The organism is Paenibacillus sp. FSL H8-0282 (assembly GCF_037963825.1).
Lineage (GTDB): Bacteria > Bacillota > Bacilli > Paenibacillales > Paenibacillaceae > Paenibacillus_AQ > Paenibacillus_AQ odorifer.
In genome coordinates this window covers 5,210,026-5,231,678 of the sequence record NZ_CP150146.1, presented here as the reverse complement: position 1 = coordinate 5,231,678, position 21,653 = coordinate 5,210,026, and the positions used below count along the sequence as shown (strand labels likewise).

Genomic DNA, 21,653 nt, shown 5'->3' with positions numbered 1-21,653 from the left:
GTGGCAGGAGGTTCTTTTATTTGAATTTACGCTGGTAAAAAATGTGTTGACCTTGTGTACCTGGAAAGAAGGATGAGCCAGTGAATTTGGAAAAACGCGACATCATTATAAAAGAGATTCAGTATTGGAGAAAAAGCCGGTTGCTGCCAGAGCAGTATTGCGATTTCTTAACCAATCTGTATGACGATGAGGATGCGAATAAGGATAACAATCCAATTTCGCTGAGAAATTTACAGCAGGGAAGCATCAAAATTTGGCTGTTTTCTTTTGGAATTATTTCCTTGATTTTCTTGATTAGTCTTTATTTTAGCGTTTTTCCCTGGCCTTTGCAACTTGCAACCGCACTATCTGTATTAATTATTTGTTATGGATACTCCGCCGTTTATAAGGACCGGAACAATGTTATCAGTCTTATCCTAGCGGGGCTGGGCAGTGTTTTAACGCTTGGTTTTGGGCTATGGCTGATTGATTTGCATGATCTGGATCCTCAGCTCTGGAGGCCTATTCTAATTGGGTGCTGCGGCTTGTTATGGTGTATTTTGGGATTTTTACTCCGGATAGGTTTGTTGCAGTACTGTGGTTTTGCTTTTTGGGCATTACTGTATGCAGGGTTCTTCGGTGGAAGAAGCCCGGAGGCCTCTATATTTGAACTGGAGTTCCTATGGCTGCCATTGTGTGTGCTGATGGTATGGTTAAGCTGGCTTTTGCATCATAAGGTAAGAGGTGTTGCCAGTGTTTATTTTGCAGTGGGAGTATCGCTTTGGATCATGCCAGAGCTTGACGCTCTTTTATTAAGACAGGATTATCCGCAGTGGATTTCATTGATGCTGATCCTAAAGATTGCAGCAGGGTTAGCTTTGTTGTTTGGGTTTCGAAAAAAATGGATAACGTGGGTGGCAACATGAACAATGTGAAATTATCAGATCGGCTTCAGCAATTGCTGGAGCAAATTCCGCAAGGAAGCAGATTAGCAGATATCGGTTCCGATCATGCCTTGCTTCCTGTGGCCGCTGTCGAAAGCGGTAAGGCTGTGTTTGCAATTGCAGGTGAAGTAAACCCGGGTCCCTTTGATGCTGCTTGTAAGGGCGTTGCAGAGGCTGGACTAGGGAAGGTGATCTCGGTGCGCCGTGGAGATGGCCTTGAGGTTCTGGAACCTGGTGAAGTCAATTGTATCACGATTGCTGGCATGGGAGGCGCATTAATTGCCGCGATTCTGGACCGGGGTCAAAGCCAGGGTAAGCTAAAAGAGGTTACAACCCTTTTGCTTCAACCGAATGTAGGCGAGGATATTTTGCGCCGCTGGTTATTAAATAATAAATGGGTACTCGTAGCTGAGAGAATTTTGGAAGAAGACGGGAAGCTATATGAAGTATTGACGGCTGTACCAGAAAATACGGAAGCTGGAATTACAAATGAAAGTGTATATCGTGAATTAACCTTGGGGGATTCCGCTAAAGTCCTTGGGCAAGAGGCCTTGCTTCAAATGGGACCATGGCTGCTTCAAGCACCAAATGCTGTGTTTTTTGCTAAGTGGCAGGGTGAGATTCAGAAATTGAAAGGCATTTTAACATCGTTGTCACGTTCAGAACTCGAATCTGCTGAGCATAAACGGAAACAGATTCAAGGTCAGATCAGGGAAATTACGGAGGTGCTACAATGTTTGCCAAGGGACAAACAGTAATTCAGTATATGGAGCAACTGGCTCCTAAGCATTTAGCTGAGGATTGGGATAAAATTGGTCTTCAACTGGGCACGCTGCAAAAAGAAATCACTAATGTATTAGTTGCTTTAGATGTGAATGATGAGGTAGTTGAAGAAGCGATTCGTCTAGGCTGCAATTTGATTATTGCGCATCATGCGATTATTTTCCGTCCATTGCAAGGAATCCAGACAGACACACCGGCGGGCAAAATGTATGAAAAATTAATTAAGAATGACATTGCGGTGTACATCAGCCACACGAATCTGGATGTCACCGAAGGTGGAATGAATGATTGGATGGCTGAAGCTCTTGGCATAGAAAACGGAGTACCCATCAAAGACATTCACTCCGAGCAATTATCAAAGCTGGTAGTATTTGTGCCGAAGGATCATCATCAGAAGGTTCTGGATGCTATTCTGAATGCTGGAGCAGGGGCAATTGGCAACTATAGTCATTGCAGCTTCAATATCGAGGGATACGGTACTTTTATTCCAGGAGAAGGCACGGATCCTTATATCGGGGAAAAAGGTAAGATGGAACGTGCCGAGGAAATTCGTATTGAGACGATCGTCCCGCACTCCATCCGCAACAAAGTGGTGCAGGCTATGCTTAAGGCCCATCCTTATGAAGAGGTTGCCTATGATTTGTACTCAATGGATCTTAAAGGCCGCAGCTTAGGACTTGGGCGGGTAGGAAAGCTCAAAGAGCCTACAACCCTTGGACAATTCGTGGAGACGGTAAAAAAAGGCCTGAAGGTAGACCATGTACGGGTTGTTGGTGATTTGGACCGTCCGATTCGTAAAGCTGCCGTTCTCGGCGGCTCGGGTGGAAAGTATTATAACAGTGCTATTTTCCGCGGTGCGGATGTCCTGGTTACTGGGGATCTGGATTATCATACAGTTCAGGATGCTGCGCTCGCCGGAATCACTCTGATTGATCCGGGACATAATGCGGAGAAGATCATGAAAGAGAAAGTAGCGGAGTGGATGGCTGGAAAATTGGCCGAGCATAAGTATGATACAGATGTCCATGCTTCGCAGGTGAATACGGAGCCATTTAAGTTCCTATAAAATTGCCATTTAATAATGCTTGTGCCAGACATGTGATGTCTGTATAATATATAATGTTGTTCGGAAAGTTTGACAGACAATCGCCGGTGACGTGAAGACGTCACGGGAGGAAAGTCCGGGCTCCATAAGGCAGGATGCTGGATAACGTCCAGTCGGCGCGAGCTGAAGGATAGTGCCACAGAAATGGACCGCCGATGGCCGCCTTAGGGCGGCACAGGCAAGGATGGAACCGAGGTGTAAGAGACCCCGAGGAACGCTGGTGACTTCGTTCCTGGTAAACCCCATCTGGAGCAAGACCTAATGAGACGCAGCTGAATAAGCAGCCTTAGCCTGAGGCGCGTCTAGGTTGGTCGCTGGAGCTGTGCAGTAATGTATGGCCTAGATAGATGATTGTCGCTTATGGTGGGAGGGTAGTTCCCGATCGAACCACGACGAGCACAGAACCCGGCTTACGGCAAACTTTCCTAACTGCAACGTTATAATAACAACACCATACAAACGGCGACGTATCCCGGTAACCCGGCTTACGCCGCCTTTTTTGTTGCAAACAAATGCGGATAAGGCAAATATTTAAGCGGTGAATGCGTGAACATGCAGGGATTTGGATCGTGATATGCAGAAATTAGACTTTTTAGAAGCATTGCTAGCGGCTGATGGGCTGATGGCTGGTGGTTGATAGTTGATGGCTGGTGGGCTGATGGCTGGTGAGCTGATGAGCTGATGGCTGGTGGTAGATGAGCTGATGGCTGGTGGCTGATGAGCTGATGGCTGGTGGTAGATGGCTGATGGTTGATGAGCTGACGGATGATGGTTGATGAGCTGACGGCTGATGGTTGATGAGCTGATGGCTGATGGTAGATGGATGATGGTTGATGGTTGATGAGCTGATATGCTAACGGACCGAGATGCAGCTATTTGTGTATTTTATGCCTTTTTGGAGGAGTTTCGGACTGGAGAGCCGTTATTCGGCATAAACAGGGTGGATATCGGGCGTTTTGAATCCAATAGTGACTATGGAGTCCGATAGCAAACCAAATGAACGGAATTGATGCAAATAAGAGCGCTGGGGTCCGATACGAACCTCCCGAACTCCCGAACTCAGAACTCTAGAACTCCCGAACTCCAGAACTCAGAACTTCAGAATTCCGAACTCCCGAACTCCCGAACTCCATGGTTACTTTGACGCCAGAATTAGATTAGTAGCTAGCAAACTGTAACAATGCGGAGCCTGGCTAATCTTCTGCGGGAAGATTGGAGTTAGTAGCAAAATATCAATTGTAACCTCTGGCTGTAACTTCGCTGTGAAATCGGAGTTAGTTGAGTGGCAGATGAGTTGAGTAACTGGAGGATGTTTGGTGATGCGGAAAGCGAAATGTGGGAAATGGGATATATGACGTGCAAAGTGTAGAAATGCGAATGTGAAAATGCGAAACGAGATGTGCATAAATCGCTGAATGTGAAAATGCTAAATGAGTTGTACAGAAACGCTGAAATGTGAAAATGCGAAATGTGACGAGCAAAAATTGCTGAATGGGGAAATACGAAAATGGGATCGGGTAGAGAGGCTGAAATGTGGAATGCGATATGTGATGTGCAAAAACGCGGATTGTGGAAATGCGAAATGAGATGTGCAGGAACGCTGAAATGTGGAAATCAGAAATATGACGTATGAAAATTGCTGAATGTGAAATGTGAAGATACGAAATGAGCTGTGCAGAAACGCTGATTGTGAAAATGCGAAATGTGATTTGCAAAAACGCTAAAAGTAGAAATGCTAAATGTGATTTGCAGAAATGCGTAAAGGTCACATTCTGCAAATGCGCAAAAGTGAAAGCTCAGAAATCTGCTCACAAAAAACGGCTTCCCCGTCCAATAAAGGATGGAGAAGCCGTTTTATTTTGCCATCGTAGGTATTGATTACGAGCAGTTGTTTACGACCGAACGATGTTTTGATTTTGCTGCCATTGTACCAATGCTTTCTCTAGACGCTGGACAGCAACAGGAACTTGCTCTGGTGGCGTGTGTGTGAAGTTAAGGCGCATTTTGTTTTTGTGAGGCTCCGCTGAATAGAATACCTCTCCGGGTACGAACGCTACTCCGTTTTCCACTGCCAGCGGGAGTAATTCCTTAGTATTGATCTCTTCGGAAAGGGTAAGCCATAGGAACATGCCGCCTCTTGGCTCGAGGAAATGTGCTCCTTTCCAGTTATGTGATCTGAGTTCCGCGGACAGGAGCTTCATACGCGAATGATACTCTCTTGAGATGAGGCGGATATGCTGCTCAATATCAAAATGCAACAGCAGTTCATCTAAAGCACGCTGGTCGATGGTGCTGGAATGCAGATCGGCTGCTTGCTTTGCCTTGGCGATGGTCTTGATTAGTTCGGAATCGCCGATAATCCAGCCGGTGCGTAGGGCAGGGGCGACGATCTTGGAGAAGGTCCCTGTGTAGACTACACAATGATCCCTGCCGAAGCTTCTATCGATGGAGGCTAATGAGGGTGGATATAGAGTTTTATCTTCATCAAAGGTTATTTCTCCATAGGGATTGTCCTCTAGAATAAGAACACCGTAACGGCGGCAGATTTCAACCACCTTCTCGCGGCGTTCTTTACTCCAGGTTGCTCCAGACGGATTGTTGAAGGTCGGAACTGCGTATAGCAGTTTTGGCCGATGTATCCGAATCTGCTCTTCTAACTGATCCGGCAGAATGCCATGTTCATCATTTGGTATCGAATGAATAGCAGCCCGGTAAGAACCGAGCACTTGTAGTGCTGCCAGATAGGTGGGCGCTTCCACAAAAACTGCATCGCCGGGATCCAGCAATATTTTGCATAACAGATCTATAGCTTGCTGTGAGCCTGTAGTCAATACCATCTCAGAGGCTGTAACCGGGATGCCTTGCCGGGTAAGCCTTTCAGCGATTTTGTCACGTAGTGGAGTAAAACCCTCGGTAAGCCCATATTGAAGCGCTGAGGTGTCGCTGGAGAGCACACGATTATAGGCATCACGTACGGCCTCCAAGGGAAACAAATCCTCCCCAGGCAGCCCGCCTGCAAGTGAAATAATGTCATTGCCTTGTGTAACTTTTAGAATCTCCCGAACTGCTGATGATCCTAGATGATTGGCTGCCGTTGAGTATTTGATATCCATAAATTAGTTCTCCACCTTTCGATTTGATGCTATCATAATAGGAGTGCTGTATAACAGTAAAGCGTTGAATATAACAGTGGAGGTGAAGGGTTCATGCATATCGATTTGAATCGCAGCGGCAGCAAAACTCTGCCCCATCAAATTAGTGAAACCCTCAGTCAGCGGATCTCATCAGGACTGCTTCAGCAAGGTGTCCGGCTGCCCTCCGTTAGAAGTCTAGCTATAACCTTGAACGTGAGTCAGGTTACAGTAAGCAAGGCTTACGATATGCTTGAGAAACGAGGACTTATTTACTGCAGACAGGGTAAAGGGTGCTTTGTAGCCGATCCAACCCATAATAGACGTCAAGAAGAGGGTTGCTGGCAGGATTTATATGATGATTATTTGCCGCGGGCTCAGCTTTGGCGGAATTTTGATGTTTCAGAAGTGAAATATCCCTTTCATTTAGCCGCCATCCACAGTGAGCTGCTGCCACTTCAAGATATTGGTGACACCTATGCATCCTTGGTCAAAGAGCAACCGGAGCTTATGGCAATCTACGGGAATTTTCAGGGAGATCTTGAGCTGCGGAATGTCATGAGAGAACATTTGAAATCGCGTGGGATTTCACTCACTTCTTCCGATTTGATGATAACCAGCGGGACCCAGCAAGGCATTGATCTGGTGGCTCGTACATTTGTTGGTCCTGGAGATACAGTCTATCTTGAGGCGCCTAGCTATACTGGTGCTATTGATGTTTTTGCGGGACGAGGTGCAGAGATGATTTTTGTGCCTACGGATAGTGAAGGGATGCGAGTGGATGTTCTTACAAAAATGTGTGATCAAAGACCTCCAAAGCTAATTTATACCATCCCTACTTTTCAAAATCCAAGCGGCGTAACTATGAGCATCACAAGAAGACAACGACTGCTGGAATTAGCGCGCAGCTACCGTTGCCTTATTGTTGAGGATGACCCATTTAGTGATTTATATTTCCATGCACCACCACCTAGGGCGATTAAATCAATGGATCCCGATGGACATGTAGTCTATATGAAAAGCTTTAGCAAAGTACTTGCACCTGGTTGCCGAATCGCCTGTGTGGCTGCAGAAGGAAATATTCTGTCCCGGCTGATCGCCGCTAAATCTGCGAGTGATCTAGGAAGTCCCTTGCTGACACAGAAGGCCGTATTACCCTTCATCGCTGAAAAATACGACGCCTACGCAGCACAGCTACGAATTACACTCCGTGGTCGTATGGAAAAGGCGGCGAAGCTTCTGAAGCTGTACGCGCCGCCTGGAGTGAACTATATTCTACCAGAGGGAGGACTTAATCTCTGGCTGGAGCTGCCCCCTTCTCCTGATATCGCAAGCCTGCATGACTTGGCGGAGCAGGAGAGCATTTCTTTTTTACCCGGTGATGTCTGTTACTCTGCGGAAACGCCTTCCCGCCACATCCGTCTTTGCTATTCGCAAATGAATGAACCGGAAATGGAGGAAGGGTTACAGCGGTTTCTGCGCTTACTTGGCCGGTTTTTGCAATGACACGGTTATGGGGTGTTATTTGTTCTTTGTTTTAATTGATTCATTTGCTGGCGTACATGTTGAGGAAAAAGCTGCAATGGAACTTGATTGCCGCTTGCCGCTTGTAGCGTTTTATAAATATCGACCTGACCCCAGCCAAAGTATTTATCATGGCCGGAAGTTCCCAGATCAACAGCGTTTTTGGTCATAAGGTCCATAACTTCCTTATTCGTCAGATTAGGATTCAGTGAACGTACCAGACCCGCCAGCGCAGCGACATGGGGACTGGCCATCGACGTGCCGGATAAAGCGGCATACTGGCTGTCCGGATAGGTGCTTGCGATGCTTTCTCCGGGTGCAGCGACATCAATATAATCGCCGTAGTTGGAGAAGGAGGCTTTTTCCCCTGAGGCATTTGTAGCAGCCACTGCAATCACTTCGGGATAAGCTGCAGGGTATCCAGGCCGTTCTGTATTATCATTGCCTGCTGCAGACACAAGCACGATGTCCCGGTCATAGGCGTATTTAATCGCATCATGGAGGAACTGCGAGTCGGCATAATTCCCTAAACTTAAGTTAATAACCTTTGCGCCATTGTCAGCTGCCCATATGATACCTTCTGCTACGGAATAAGTCGTTCCGGCACCTGAGTTATCTAGCGCTTTTACAGGGAGGATCTTATTGTACCAGCTGATGCCAGCTACACCTTCCCCGTTGTTAACAAGTGCGCCAATGATTCCAGATACATGTGTACCGTGACCTACATCATCCTCGGGTGTGGAACCATTGGTAATGGCATTGTAACCAGTCAAAAGCTTACCTTGTAAATCAGGATGATTAATCTGTACTCCCGTATCGACTACGGCTACAACCACTTCTTTGCTGCCTTTGGAAAGATTCCAACCTAGCTCAGTTTCAATCGCCGGGAGGTTCCATTGGTAAGTGGAGAATAACATGTCGTTAGGCGTGACAGTTCCTTCAGCGTTTTTAGTGATGGTATCATTGGTTAAATACATATAGTGAGGTTCCGTATACTCGGGATGCCATTTGTTGGTGAAATAGGATTTCAGCTGATAATAGGTCATCTTCTCAGAGCGAAAGATATAGGCATATCCCAGCTTGCGTGGCTGCTTGCAGTGGATATCGGCGGTTATCGTCTGGAGCTGTCCCTGAGTCGGAGCATTTCCCTTAAAACGGACTACAATTTCATTCTCATAAAAATGGCTGGCATTTTCGTTATCATGGCCGGTCTTGACTGTAATGTCCTTTAAGTTATCGGTATGGACTGATTCCACATGGTATTTGCCTTCCTTAGGATACGGAATGAGACGCAGGTTCTTCAGCTGATGGTCTGCCACACGCCCAAGCACCTTTTGGTTAATAAGAGCAATAATCCCTACATTTTTCTGTTTGTTCCGCTGAGCGATAAAGTAATATTTTTCTTTACCGATTGTAAACGTTGGAGATTCATAGGATTGATGACCGTGGATTGCTGTTTTTGCCGTATTGAGATATTTTAGAAGCTGTTTGTTCTCCTGTTCGGTTCCTTTTGGAAAAGACGATTTAAAGGTCTCAGTCTTTTGTGTGCGGAAATCGATCCACATCAGCATGGAGATAAACCCGTGGTCTTGCTGCAATCGTTTCGCATACACTGATTTATCATGAATCGAAGACATCCCGTCTGTTTCAGACAGGAGTTTAGTTAAATGTCTACTGACATCGACTCTGTTCAGATGATCTGTCGCCTCCACATCCTGGCTTAAGGAGGTTTTCTTTAATGTTTTTTCCTGAGAGGGATTTGGAGGTGAATGCAAAGCTGAAGTTGGAGCCGGATTCTGAACAGCGACTTTTGCGGCCTCTCTGGTCGTCCCATTAGTGGCAGGGCGCAGGGCAAAGGTAAGTAACCCAACTGTAAAAGCTGCTGTAACCAAACCTGCAACTGTTAGATTTTTTCGTGACATGATTTCCGCTCCTCTATGCAATGTAATGTCTATAGGTTTAGAAGAGAGCGTATCTTTTATGCATCTTAGAAAAGGATACCTTCCTAACGTTTTTTATGATAATATCAGAGAGAATAAGTATCTCGAATTGTCTTCTTGATTTTGTAAGAGATACCTCATTAGATGTTGTTCTTAATAATTGTTTAGAAGGTTAGACTTCTCTGTGTTCACATCCTGATATTGCAAGAATAAAGAGATACGTCTTTAGGGCGGTTTCTTTCAGAGGATTAACTTTATTGACTACAAGAGCAGGGAATAATAAGGAGGAGCAACCGCTATGTCAGCAGCCAATGTGCAGAAATTATGTGAATCGACGAGAGATAAACTTAAAGTGGTAATCGACAAAATGGAAGTATTTCTAAATGAGCATGCATTGCCTCAGCTTGTAGTTGAGGGAGATGAGGAAACTGTACAATTTTACCAAGGTTTTCTGTCCGATCTTCGTCACCTATTAGTGTTCTCGGAAATGTCATATGAGAAATTAGGCGTTGCGCTGCGTCGTGCGACATTCGATGAATCTTTTGCACAGAAAGCGCTTTATAATGTATATCACTATGGCGTGAACAACTTCTTTTATCCGAAAAATGAAAGCTATTCTGAAGATGGCCGTTACGCTTATACTGGTCAGGATGCAATCCGTTTCCGCAAAAAGCCAGTACGTCCCGCACGTGATATCATCCTAGAAATCACCAAAACGTATGAAGATCTTCGCGATGATCTCATTTATTATGAGAACGACTATTTGACCGAGAAACGTATGCAAAATCAGGTTTAACTTCTAAATAGTGATCTAAAGGGATCAGCACTTTGTCATTTTGTAATGACGATGAGCTGGTCCTTTTTTGCGTGGATTAAAAGCCCTGTCTCGATACATCAACTGGAAACCACTCTGTCGAATAGCGGGTAAATGGAGCGGACATAATGAAGCCGAGGTGATAATTATGTCGAGTGAAAAACCACTAGTAAAATGTAGCGTGAGCAATTGTCATTATTGGGGCGAGCATAATTTATGCCGGGCTGAAGAAATTGTCATCGAGATCGATAAGCACGTAGGCAATGGTTATAAGGAAGAATATGCTGAAGAAATGACAAATGAAGGTCACCGCGATCATGCCAGTACATCATCTGCAACATGTTGTCTGACGTTTAAGCCGAACGCTTAGGAGGCCGCCAGAATGGACACAGAAAAGGATAATGAATCAAGCTCATCACGGGAACAATCCGGTCCGAGAAAAGTCATTCTTCGTCCGCGGAGAGTGGACTATCCTCGGCGGGACAGAGAGCATCGCGAAGAATACGCTGCTGAGGTAAATCCGGTTCCAATGCAGGTTCGGGATGCCCCGCGGATAGTGGAAGAACGCAAGGACAGTGAAGCGGAATATAGTGGAAGCCGGGTAATGGGGTATGTTGGACTGGGGATGGGGATCGCCTCATTGTTCATCTGGTCCTTTATTCTCGGACCCATCGCTGCCGTAGTTGGTTATTATTCCTATGTCAAAGAGCAAAAAACGCTTGGGGCATGGGCGATGGGCTTAGGGATTGTTGCGACACTAAGTTACTTCGTGATGATTCCCTTTGCGCGCTAAAAAGAACTGAATGGCTTTGATCTAAACAGGCTTTTAGACCTAAATATCAGGGTCTGAAGTCTGTTTTTTCATTCCAACATATAGCAATAATCTCAGATAAAATGTAAGATTAAGCCGTAATTCATCGAAATTTCAACGCGAAACCTTATATATGATTCGAGTAGGACAAAAAAGGAGTGCGCCAGCATGCAGATCAATCCCGCTGTAACCGACGGGTTAGGGCAGCTTAAATGGATCAACCTTAAGGCTACAACCGAAAAAACTAGCTCCGCGAATGGAAATGAACGGTCAACGGGAGTTTCAGCTTCTGGATTTGCGACAATGCTTCAGGCAATGTCAACGAGTAGTGAAAGTTCAAGCTATTTGACTTCTCTCCCGGATGCAACTTCAGTCAGCAGCTTGTTATGGCAGCAGATAGGTGGGACAACAGAAACCTTCAATAACATAATTTCCGGGGAAATAACGGGTTCCACACCTACGAGCTATGATGATCTCATCCAGAAGGCGAGTGCTAAATATGGCGTGCCGATTGATCTGATCAAAGCAGTGATTGATACTGAATCTTCGTTTAATCCTAATGTGGTCTCTTCGGCAGGGGCTAAAGGTTTAATGCAGCTTATGGATGGGACCGCGAGCGGCTTAGGGGTTACTGATTCGTTCGATCCGGCGCAAAACATTGATGGCGGCGTACGTTATTTATCTTATCAACTGAAACGCTTTGGCGGAGAGGAAAAGATGGCACTTGCAGCGTACAACGCAGGGCCGGGACGGGTAACAGATCTGGGAGTAACCAATGATCAGGAATTATTGGAGAAACTTAGCCTGCTTCCAAAAGAGACACAATCTTATATCTTTAAAATAGAACGCGCTCGCGCTCAATACGCGGTATAATAAAAAGGATCAAACGGGAAACACCGTTTGATCCTTTTTCGATAATAAGTTCACTCAACGAAGTAAAGGAGACATTTGACATATGCTTTACTGGGATTATGCCGCCGCTACACCGCCCTATGAAGAAGTGGTGCAGACGATGGAACAAATTATGAAGCTGCATTATGCGAACCCTTCCTCTTTGCACCGTGCGGGCAGTGAAGCGGGTAAGCTGATCAGACGGTCGCGTGAAGTATGTGCTGCTGCTTTATCTGTACAACCGCAGGAGATTCTATTTACTTCTGGTGCAACGGAAAGCAATAATTTGGCGATAAAAGGCGCTGCTCTGCAATATCAGACTAGAGGCCGTCATTTGGTAACTACAGAAATAGAGCATCCCTCTGTATATGAGAGTTTCCTGCAATTGCAGCGAATGGGCTGGGAGGTTACTTTTGTAGCACCCGATAGCACTGGCGTTGTTGATCCTGAGCGCGTAGCTGCTGCTGTCCGGCGCGACACAGTGCTTGTTAGTGTGATGCATGTCAATAACGAGATTGGAACGATACAACCGCTTAAAGAGATGGGGAAGCTGATTAAAGCTGTGAATCCGCGAACCTTATTTCATGTAGATGGTGTTCAGGGATATGGTAAACTTGCAGTTGACTTAAAGGAATGGCAGGTGGATCTTTATAGCCTGTCTCCTCATAAGCTTCGAGGCCCACGTGGAGTGGGATTACTGTATATCAAAGAGGGAATTAAGCTATTCCCATTGCTTACAGGGGGCTCTCATGAAGAAGGACAACGCGCTGGAACTGAAAATGTACCTGCGATTGTCGCATCCTCCAAAGCTATCCGCATGAGTGGTGAGCAGCGCGAAACCTTCGTTGCCCAGTTGGTTCCACTCCGAGATCGATTATTACGCTTCTTGCGCACCGTTCCTGAATTTGTTATAAACAGCAGAGAGGATGGAGCTCCCCATATTGTGCATTTCTCTTACCCTGGCATGAAGGGAGAGGTATTCGCCCGCAAGCTAGAGGAACTGGGGATGGCTGTCTCCACCCGTTCGGCCTGCTCCTCACGACTGGCTGAGCCTAGTCGTGTATTATTGTCTATGGGTAAAGATGTCTCCAGTGCTTCAGGTGGGATTCGTATTAGCCTTGGCGACAGTCATACAGATGAGGATGTCGCTGCGCTTGAGCAAGCATTAACCACTGCGGTACAAGCTTTAAAGATTGCTGAAGGAGGAATGAAGTAACAAATGAGCATGATGAACAAGGAATCTGCAGAAGGCAGAGCCCATAGTATAGAATACGCTGATATGCTGCTCCTGCGTTTTGGAGAGTTTACTTTAAAGGGCAAAAATCGTACCCGATTTGAAAAAACCGTACTGCGTCATGTGAAGGAATTGATTAAGCCTTATCCAAACGTAGTTCTGAGCAAGGAATTCGGAAGAATTTACGTGGAATTGAACGGGGAATCTGCGATTGAATTGGTACAAGCACTGAAGAATGTATTTGGCATTGCTTCAGTTAGTCCAGTGAAGGTTTCTAAGTCAGAGCTTGAGGATATTGTAGCGGTCAGCCGTCAATTTTTGGAGATAATCGCGCCTGCTCCGGGCACCAGATTTAAGGTTAATGCTCGGCGGGTATGGAAAGAGTTCCCTTACGGCTCCATTGAGATGAATAAACGGATCGCGACACCACTATTGCAAGGATATCCTGGCCTCACCGTAGACGTTAAATCGCCTGAATTAGAGCTGAGGGTCGAAATTCGTCAGGGACATACTTATATTTTCTGTGAAAATATTGCCGGTGTAGGTGGATTTCCATTAGGCACTAACGGAAAAGCGATGTTATTGCTGTCCGGTGGCATTGATAGTCCCGTAGCAGGCTGGTCATCCATGCGGCGCGGACTTGAAGTGGAGTGCGTGCACTTCTACAGTTATCCTTATACAAGCGAGCTTGCTAGACAAAAAGTTGTGGATCTTGCGCGGGTATTGTCACGTTATGCGGGTGTAATCAAGCTGCATCTGGTACCCTTTACTGAAGTGCAGACTTCCTTTACCGGCATCGGCCAGGATAATCTGATTATTACACTGATGCGGCGGGCAATGCTGAGAATTACTACCCAGCTTGCTGAGCGGGAAGGTGCATTGGCGATTGTAACCGGGGATAGTCTGGGACAAGTCGCTAGCCAGACCTTGCCAAGCATGAACGTGATTGGCCGTGCGACAACCCTCCCCCTTTTGCGTCCGCTGGTAATGATGGACAAAAGTGATATCGTGGACCTGTCGAAGAACATCGGTACCTATGATTTGTCCATCCTTCCTTATGAGGATTGCTGTACTTTATTTGTTCCAAAATCACCTACAACAAATCCGAATTTACGGATTGTGGATAAGATAGAGGCTACGCTTCCGGGATATTCTGAACTTCTGGAAGCGGCGATTGAAGCCACAGAGACCGTGTTAATCACTCCCTATGGAGATGAGAAGCCTAGTGATGTTGTAAGTGTCGAGGCTGGTTTACAGGAAGAATGGTTCTAAAGTAATAAACCAAAAAACTGCCTTGAAGCGTAGTGAAATCTACGTTCTGAGGCAGTTTTTTTGTGGTTTAGACGAATGTGCCCTCCTGAGGCTCTTCTGGTTTTGATTGGCGTTTCCAATGTCCCGCTGCCAAGATACCTATAATGATCACGATTATAAACAGATATTTGAGCAGCGGATGATGATTAAAAAATGGCGCAAGCTGATGTTCATCCGTAATCATACTTGAAGCAGTAAAACCTAAGACAGCAGAACCAATATAAATGATCCATGGATATTTGTTGATTAATTTAATAAAAAGGGTACTTCCCCACACAACGATGGGAACACTGATCAGCAGTCCTATGATAACCAGTGAGATATTATGCTTGGCAGCTCCGGCAATGGCGATCACATTATCAAGGCCCATGGCAGCATCAGCTAAAATGATTGTCCCTACAGCGGACCACAAGCTTTGACCTGCCTTGATATCTGTTGAAGTGTTCTCACTGGTTAACAGCTTATAGGCAATCAGAATGAGTAAAATCCCTCCGGCAAGCAGTAACCAGGGGATTTTCAACAGCCATACGACCAGAATCGTTGCGAAGATCCGCAACACTACAGCACCTGCTGTTCCAAATACGATAGCCTTCTTTTGCGTGTCTGACGGTAAATTACGCGCCGCAAGACCGATCACAATGGCATTATCTCCCGCCAAAATAAGATCTAGAAAAATAATGTTGAGCAGCGATAATATAAACTCCCAGATGGATGTATTCAAAGCGAAGTCACTCCCAAGTTTGTTAGATTGAGCTTCAAAATATGCTTAGTTTTGTATACGCAAAAAAAGGAGCCAACATGCGTTCACGCTCAAAAAAAGTTGGACAGGAAGCATAGCTTGTCATTTCCGAACATACAAGTAGTTACATGTGACTCGGGGAGGTAAGTGCGAATGGATTCATTATTGCTCCTTGGTGAAATATTGATGATTAATCTGGTGCTGAGCGGAGATAATGCAATGGTTATTGCAATGGCCAGCAAGGATCTTTCGGCGAAGCACCGAAAGACTGCAGTATGGTGGGGCTCAGCAGGCGCAGTTGTTCTGCGGTGTTTGCTTACTTTTGTTGCGGTATTGCTATTAAAAATCCCTTATATTCAGGCTGGAGGGGGAATGCTGCTGCTATGGATAGCGTTCAAGCTGCTTTTGGAGGAAGAGGAGGATCTCAGAGTAAGGGAATCATCCTCAGTCTGGAAAGCAATCCGAACGATTCTTGTAGCAGACTTCATTATGAGCCTGGATAATGTACTAGCCATTGCAGGAGTAGCTAAAGGAGATTTGGCTTTAATTGTCATCGGGATTGCTCTTAGCATTCCGATAGTAGTGTGGGGAAGCGGCATTATTGTCGGCTGGCTGCACCGGTTTCCAGTGCTCGTATTTATCGGTGCTTATATATTGGCGTTTACAGCAGGGGATATGTTGCTTCAGGATGCAAAATTAGGGACGATGCTCTCCTTTTTGTTCCCTTCCTCACATTCCTATTTGCCCATTGCCTTAGGAATATTAGTTGTCGTTACGGGAGCAATAAAACGCAGAAAAACATCTGCAGGTTAATAAATTGCAATAAAAGGCAATACTAAACGGACATCTCCATAAATTGGAATTGTCCGTTTTTTTTGCGTGATCAGAAGCGCTTATAGACACTGATTAATCACAGGGAGTGATGGCATTTTGTGTATGTTTCGGATAATATATGAGTAAGAATCCTGTCGCTTTCAGGCTATAAGGTGACGAGGAAATGAGGTAGACGTGAAATTGAAGGGATGGGTGAAGGATGTCTTCAAAGAAAGATATACAGCTAGGAATTTTTATTGTTGCTGCTGGCATCGTGATTTTATTAGGTAAGCTGGGCGTCTTCGGATTTTTGGGGCGCGCGCTTTGGCCTCTAGTGATTTTAATTCCAGGAATAGTACTACACATGTTATTTTTCAGCCGTCGTGCTTCGGCCTCGGTATTGGTTCCTGCCGGGATATTAACGGTGTATGGTTTGTTGTTTGGCCTCTGCAATATTTGGGGATGGGGGCTTATGAGAAACTTATGGCCTGTGCTGTTGCTTGGTCTTGCCGTGGGCTTGTATGAATACTCCATCTATGAACCTAGACGGACGGGTGGCCTGTCAGCAATTGCTGTAACATTAGGCTTACTAAGCCTTGCGCTTTGTATTTTCAGCCTTATGGGCACCGGCGCGATATACCTGATCGGGATTGTATTAATAGCTGTAGGAATTTGGCTGATTACCGGTCGAGGCAGAGCACGTGGCCGGAATAGATGGTATCGAAGCTAATTGCTGTAGGATCTTGTGAAAAAAAACGGAAATTGGTAACTGTTTTTTCATAAAAAGACTTGCTTTTCATGGTACTTTCACTATAATATTAATGTTATGTTGAAGCGTCGGCTTTCTGCCTGGCGCTTCTTTTGTGAGACTGCCGTGACATGCTATGAATTTTAACAGTTTTAATTTGATAAATGAGAGGATTTGGATACAAATCATGCATTCAAGAAAAGATATTCGCAACATTGCGATCATTGCCCACGTTGACCATGGCAAAACAACACTCGTCGATCAGCTCCTTCAACAATCGGGGATCTTCAGCGCCCATGAGCACTTGCAAGAACGTGCTATGGACTCTAATGATATCGAACGGGAACGTGGAATTACAATCCTAGCTAAAAATACAGCAATTACTTATAAAGAGTTTTTGATCAACATTGTGGATACACCTGGACATGCTGACTTTGGTGGCGAAGTAGAACGGATCATGAAAATGGTTGACGGTGTATTGCTGGTTGTTGATGCTTATGAAGGCTGCATGCCGCAAACGAAATTCGTTCTGCGTAAAGCATTGGAACAAAAACTTACACCGATCGTTGTCGTGAACAAGATTGACCGTCCAGCTGCTCGTCCTAAGGAAGTTATTGATGAAGTGCTCGATTTGTTCATCGAACTTGAAGCAAATGACGAACAATTGGAATTCCCTGTTGTTTATGCATCTGCTCTTAATGGTACATCAAGCATGGTTCCTGAGAAACAAGATGAAACGATGCTTTCGCTCTACGAAACCATTGTTGAACATATTCCAGCTCCAACCGAAAGTGTTGAAGAACCGCTTCAATTCCTCGTAACGTTGATGGATTATAACGAATACTTGGGTCGTATTGCGATTGGACGTGTTAACCGCGGTGTGATCAAACAAGGTCAATCTGTAACAGTTATTATGCGTGATGGTAAGAGCAAAACTGCACGTATCGAGAAATTGTTCGGCTTCCAAGGTTTGAAACGTATTGAAACAGAGCAAGCGGGCGCAGGGGATATCGTTGCTATTGCAGGGATCAAGGACATCAACATTGGTGAGACCATTGCTGATCCTGCAAACCCTGAAGCACTTCCGGTTCTGAAGATTGACGAACCAACCATGCAAATGACATTCCTAGTGAATAACAGTCCTTTTGCTGGTAAAGAAGGTAAATGGGTAACTTCCCGTAAACTACGTGAGCGTCTATTTAAAGAACTTGAAACAGACGTGAGTTTGCGTGTGGAAGAAACTGATAGTCCTGATGCATTTATCGTTTCTGGACGCGGTGAGCTTCACCTTGGTATTCTGATCGAGAATATGCGTCGTGAAGGTTATGAAATGCAAGTTTCTAAACCACAAGTAATCATTAAAGAAATCGACGGTGTCAAAATGGAGCCGCTTGAGCGTCTAATGATTGATATTCCAGAAGAGAGCATGGGTTCTGTTATGGAGAGTCTGGGTACTCGTAAAGCCGAAATGGTCAATATGATTAACAACGGTACGGGTCAAGTACGTCTGGAGTTCCTGATTCCTGCACGTGGATTGATTGGTTACAACACTTACTTCTTGACATTGACACGCGGTTACGGCGTTATGAACCATGCTTTTGACAGCTACGCTCCACTGGTTGCTGGTCAAGTTGGCGGACGTCATCAAGGTGTGCTTGTAGCAAGTGAGACTGGATCAACAACTCAATATGGAATCGTGGGTGTTGAGGATCGTGGTATTCTCTTCTTGGATGCAGGTACAGAAATTTATGAAGGTATGATCGTAGGCGAGCATACCCGTGATAACGATATTATCGTTAACATCTGTAAGGAAAAAGCACTTACCAACATGCGTACCTCAGGCAAAGATGATACTGTAAAAATGAAGACACCACGCACCTTCTCTTTGGAAGGCGCACTTGAATATTTGAACGATGATGAATATTGTGAAATTACACCTAAATCCATTCGTTTGCGTAAAAAGATTCTGAACAAAGGCGAACGCGAACGTGTAGAGAAACAACGTAAAACAGCACAAGCCAACGCGTAAACACATGCTTATGAATAAGACCGCCGGATTATTGCATCCGGCGGCTTTTTTTAATATAAGAAACAAAAAATTCCCCTACTGATGATATAATGTAAACGTATCTTAAATTTGGGAGGAGTGCGGTTATCTATGCAGGTGTGGTTCGCTGAGCATCCAATCGTCGCTTATATTGTTATCTTTATATTGCTTACTTTTGTTTATAATCAAGTCTTTCGTGTGAATCAAAAGTTATCGATTGGCAAGGAAATCATGCTCTACATAATGATGGCGGTTGGCTCTGGCATGCTCCTCATTTTCCAACATGATAAGCTTCCGATTATCCAATGTCTGTTGGTTGCTGTCGGATTAATGCTGATGGTACGGATACGTTATATAGTAGAAGCTCGACAGAAGAGAAAGGCTGCGGCAGCAGCGAAGAGATCGTAATCGCAACTTTTGTACCTTAAGGATCGTCTAATTAATGTAGCAATTCTAATTCTAAATGAAATGAAAAGGACTTTATTCTATTATGAGTACAAGAAACAGCGGTTTACCTCCAAGAGCAAACGGGCAACAACCTACTAATAGAAAACAGCCTGTGAAGGGTGTTTCTAAGAAAAAAACGAAAAAGAAAGTGAAAAAGAGAGGTTTTTTTGGCAGATTAGTTAGAGTATTGTTAACTTTGCTAATTATTGCGATCCTCGGCGTGCTGGGTTATGGCGGTTATCTGTATTGGAAGCTTGAGCATGGCGTATTTAATGCAGGGGTTGAGGGTACGGTTGCTCCAGGGCATTCCGCTTCAGAAAAACCACTGACGATGCTTATACTGGGAACGGATAACAGACCTAAACACGAGTCTTATTTGACTGACGTGATCATGGTTGCAGCACTTAATCCTAAGACTAAATCAGCGACTATTGTTTCGCTTCCTCGTGATACCTATGTGGAGCTAAGCGGCTATAAGAAGACGAAAATTAATGAATTTTATGCTCGCTTCAAGGGTAAGGAGAAATCCTCTGGTCTACTGGCTGAAGATGAGATGAAGACGATGATGGGTAAGTATTTGGATATTGATGTAGATTATACAACGATTCTTGATTTTCAGGGCTTCCGTGATGTAGTGGACGAGCTTGGGGGAGTCGAAGTAAATATTAGTGAAAATATGTGTTATACAGACACTGTGGATGGCACGAATATCAATCTGAATAAGGGTCCGGCAGAGCTGGATGGAAAAAATGCACTGGACTATGTGCGTTATCGTAAATCCAATTGCAAGCCTAAGACCAACGCATCAGATGATTTTGATCGCAACAAACGCCAGAACGAAGTTCTGAACAGTCTGGTGGATCAGATGCAATCGCTTGGTGGCGTATTAAAAATCGGCAAGGTGCTTGATGCAGTGGACAGTAACATGAAGACAGATATCGAAAATTCGCAAATCAAAGATATGATTGCGACGTATTGGAAGATTTCCAAAGAGAATATCGAATTCAAGCCGGTTACTGGAACGTGGCGAAGTCCATATGTATATATTAATGATGAGGAGTTTGAGGCCGCTAAGAAAAGCTTGCAGGATCGGATTGCAGGAATTTCCACGGGAGATGATTCGACAGCTGCTGAGACGCCTTGAGGACCTTAATATCTTCCATAGCTAAAATTGAATGCAAGTTTCAGCCTGTGCTATAATATAATAAATCGAATGAATTAACGTCGCATAGGGGGCCAGTACTTATGTCCGAAGCCGTTGCTCAGCTGAATGAAACTTTGCTATCGATGCTGCAATCGGAAACCTTTGTTCTTCTAAACACAGTTGATGCGGAGACAGGCGGTCCTACATCCACAGCTATTTCGTGGCTTTATGCTGTTAGTCCTAGTACTGTGCGTTTGGCTATTGATCATCGTTCAAGACTTGTGAATAATATGAAGGTTAATCCATTAATAACTATAACTGTGTTTGGTGAAGGAACTGTCTATGCCATTAACGGTAGTGCTGCTGTAAGGCAGGACCCGCTAGAAGATGTTCCTTTTAAGATGTGCTGTTTTGATGTTGAAATTCAAGCGGTCCGCAACGCGCTTTTTTACGGCGCGCAGCTGGACTCCGCCCCAAGATATGCGAAAGTTTATGATGGACGTGCCGCTGAGAAGTTGGACGGACAAGTATTTGCTGCCATGAAAAAAGCCTAGTGAAAATATCACTGGGCTTTTTTTGAACTCAAAGAACATCTTTTGTTCTTAACCTCTACTGTGCATTTTTTTGCGGCTTGGTATCCTCTGGCAGCTGTGGCATGATTCGTCCGATAATATCGGCCAGCTCGGATGAGAATCCGGATATCGGATGTCCCTTGGAGATATGGCGGCTCATTTCCGCTAATCTGCTGGAGAGATCCATATCCGCAGTGACAAGCGCCCGTACACTTCTTGGGTCTTTGCGGATGGCTTCCGCTACAGAATATTTGATGCTTCCTACACGTGAACGGCCCAGAGAACCTTCTACATCAAGACCAACTATGGCAACTTTGTTCATGACTACACAGTGTGCGCCATTTACACCGGGAACTCTTTTGGCCAACTGTTCAAAATGATCCTTAAGTGCAATTTCACTTTCTCCATTAACATTGACGGCTTGACCAGCTTTTGAGGTGGCTTTAGGATTAGTCGCACCATCATTGGACAATTGCCGAACCTCATGGTTCCCCGTACCCTTTACAGCATTCGCAGATTGTTTATTCTGAGGAGAGGGTGATGTCTTTTTATTAGCGATACCGCAGCTTGTCAGTAGCAGCAGTACCAGCAACAGACATATTGATTTTCTCATATGTGATTACTCCTTTCAGCCAAAGAATCGTTTCTGTACCATATCTTTTCCCTTGGCGGAAAG

General features: G+C 44.9%; 20 protein-coding genes and 1 other RNA gene. 17 read left to right on the top strand and 4 right to left on the bottom strand.

Annotation, left to right across the window (positions count from 1 at the left end; translation table 11 throughout):
- Positions 1-80 precede the first annotated feature (80 nt).
- The 4 genes from NST94_RS22735 to rnpB all read left to right on the top strand — a co-directional run bounded on the left by NST94_RS22735 (position 81) and on the right by rnpB (position 3,239).
- On the top strand, positions 81-905 hold the full coding sequence (locus tag NST94_RS22735; RefSeq protein ID WP_036683797.1) for a hypothetical protein: 825 nt from the start codon (positions 81-83) through the stop codon (positions 903-905).
- A gap of 5 nt (positions 906-910) precedes the next feature.
- Positions 911-1,681: a class I SAM-dependent methyltransferase gene (locus NST94_RS22730; protein ID WP_280753466.1), complete on the top strand. Its 771-nt coding sequence runs from the start codon at positions 911-913 to the stop codon at positions 1,679-1,681.
- Entirely contained in the window at positions 1,657-2,772 is a 1,116-nt protein-coding gene (locus tag NST94_RS22725; RefSeq protein ID WP_280753446.1) for a Nif3-like dinuclear metal center hexameric protein, read from the top strand. The genes NST94_RS22730 and NST94_RS22725 overlap by 25 nt, the downstream gene beginning before the upstream one ends.
- Positions 2,773-2,836: 64 nt before the next feature.
- An RNA gene (gene rnpB, locus NST94_RS22720) (RNase P RNA component class A) lies at positions 2,837-3,239 on the top strand.
- A gap of 1,464 nt (positions 3,240-4,703) precedes the next feature.
- Here the strand turns inward: rnpB and NST94_RS22715 are convergent.
- Positions 4,704-5,924 carry a PLP-dependent aminotransferase family protein gene (locus NST94_RS22715; RefSeq protein WP_339281318.1) on the bottom strand — a complete coding sequence of 407 codons (1,221 nt, stop codon included), beginning with the start codon at positions 5,922-5,924 and terminating at the stop codon, positions 4,704-4,706.
- Between the two features lie 93 nt (positions 5,925-6,017).
- Between NST94_RS22715 and NST94_RS22710 the strand changes: the two genes are divergently transcribed.
- Positions 6,018-7,448 carry a PLP-dependent aminotransferase family protein gene (locus NST94_RS22710; RefSeq protein ID WP_339281317.1) on the top strand — a complete coding sequence of 477 codons (1,431 nt, stop codon included), beginning with the start codon at positions 6,018-6,020 and terminating at the stop codon, positions 7,446-7,448.
- 5 nt (positions 7,449-7,453) lie between these two features.
- On the opposite strand, the gene NST94_RS22705 is transcribed toward NST94_RS22710, so the two are convergent.
- Complete coding sequence (locus NST94_RS22705) at positions 7,454-9,388, bottom strand: S8 family peptidase (protein ID WP_076302460.1); 1,935 nt, start codon at positions 9,386-9,388, stop codon at positions 7,454-7,456.
- Positions 9,389-9,704: 316 nt separating this feature from the next.
- Here NST94_RS22705 and NST94_RS22700 point away from each other — a divergent pair, with 316 nt between their 5' ends.
- The 6 genes from NST94_RS22700 to thiI all read left to right on the top strand — a co-directional run bounded on the left by NST94_RS22700 (position 9,705) and on the right by thiI (position 14,428).
- A complete protein-coding gene (locus NST94_RS22700) occupies positions 9,705-10,202 on the top strand; it encodes a YpuI family protein (protein ID WP_036683764.1) in 498 nt (165 codons plus the stop codon).
- Between the two features lie 166 nt (positions 10,203-10,368).
- Positions 10,369-10,590, top strand: coding sequence for a DUF1540 domain-containing protein (locus tag NST94_RS22695; RefSeq protein ID WP_036683762.1), 222 nt, complete (start codon positions 10,369-10,371; stop codon positions 10,588-10,590).
- A 12-nt stretch (positions 10,591-10,602) separates the two neighbouring features.
- Positions 10,603-11,013 carry a hypothetical protein gene (locus NST94_RS22690; protein WP_038572882.1) on the top strand — a complete coding sequence of 137 codons (411 nt, stop codon included), beginning with the start codon at positions 10,603-10,605 and terminating at the stop codon, positions 11,011-11,013.
- Between the two features lie 186 nt (positions 11,014-11,199).
- Entirely contained in the window at positions 11,200-11,904 is a 705-nt protein-coding gene (locus NST94_RS22685) for a lytic transglycosylase domain-containing protein (RefSeq protein ID WP_038572880.1), read from the top strand.
- Between the two features lie 82 nt (positions 11,905-11,986).
- Positions 11,987-13,138 (top strand): cysteine desulfurase family protein, encoded by a 1,152-nt coding sequence (locus NST94_RS22680; protein ID WP_076185255.1) that lies wholly within the window; start codon positions 11,987-11,989, stop codon positions 13,136-13,138.
- 9 nt (positions 13,139-13,147) lie between these two features.
- Positions 13,148-14,428, top strand: a complete 1,281-nt coding sequence (gene thiI, locus NST94_RS22675) for a tRNA uracil 4-sulfurtransferase ThiI (RefSeq protein WP_248549392.1) — start codon at positions 13,148-13,150, stop codon at positions 14,426-14,428.
- 67 nt (positions 14,429-14,495) lie between these two features.
- Here the strand turns inward: thiI and NST94_RS22670 are convergent, their stop codons facing one another.
- Entirely contained in the window at positions 14,496-15,188 is a 693-nt protein-coding gene (locus NST94_RS22670) for a TerC family protein (protein ID WP_076217854.1), read from the bottom strand.
- 171 nt (positions 15,189-15,359) lie between these two features.
- Between NST94_RS22670 and NST94_RS22665 the strand changes: the two genes are divergently transcribed.
- The 6 genes from NST94_RS22665 (at position 15,360) to NST94_RS22640 (ending at position 20,959) form a co-directional block, all read left to right on the top strand.
- Complete coding sequence (locus NST94_RS22665) at positions 15,360-16,019, top strand: TerC family protein (RefSeq protein ID WP_076136549.1); 660 nt, start codon at positions 15,360-15,362, stop codon at positions 16,017-16,019.
- Positions 16,020-16,239: 220 nt separating this feature from the next.
- A complete protein-coding gene (locus tag NST94_RS22660) occupies positions 16,240-16,749 on the top strand; it encodes a hypothetical protein (protein WP_076129027.1) in 510 nt (169 codons plus the stop codon).
- 205 nt (positions 16,750-16,954) lie between these two features.
- A complete protein-coding gene (typA, locus tag NST94_RS22655) occupies positions 16,955-18,796 on the top strand; it encodes a translational GTPase TypA (protein ID WP_076129029.1) in 1,842 nt (613 codons plus the stop codon).
- A gap of 129 nt (positions 18,797-18,925) precedes the next feature.
- Positions 18,926-19,222, top strand: coding sequence for a YlaH-like family protein (locus tag NST94_RS22650; RefSeq protein WP_076179286.1), 297 nt, complete (start codon positions 18,926-18,928; stop codon positions 19,220-19,222).
- 82 nt (positions 19,223-19,304) lie between these two features.
- Positions 19,305-20,405, top strand: coding sequence for an LCP family protein (locus tag NST94_RS22645; RefSeq protein WP_339281316.1), 1,101 nt, complete (start codon positions 19,305-19,307; stop codon positions 20,403-20,405).
- Between the two features lie 101 nt (positions 20,406-20,506).
- Positions 20,507-20,959, top strand: a complete 453-nt coding sequence (locus NST94_RS22640) for a pyridoxamine 5'-phosphate oxidase family protein (RefSeq protein WP_076129033.1) — start codon at positions 20,507-20,509, stop codon at positions 20,957-20,959.
- Between the two features lie 55 nt (positions 20,960-21,014).
- Here the strand turns inward: NST94_RS22640 and NST94_RS22635 are convergent, their stop codons facing one another.
- The gene (locus tag NST94_RS22635) at positions 21,015-21,590 is read right to left on the bottom strand and encodes a YhcN/YlaJ family sporulation lipoprotein (protein WP_076129034.1); all 576 of its coding nucleotides are present in this window, start codon (positions 21,588-21,590) and stop codon (positions 21,015-21,017) included.
- Positions 21,591-21,653 lie beyond the last annotated feature (63 nt).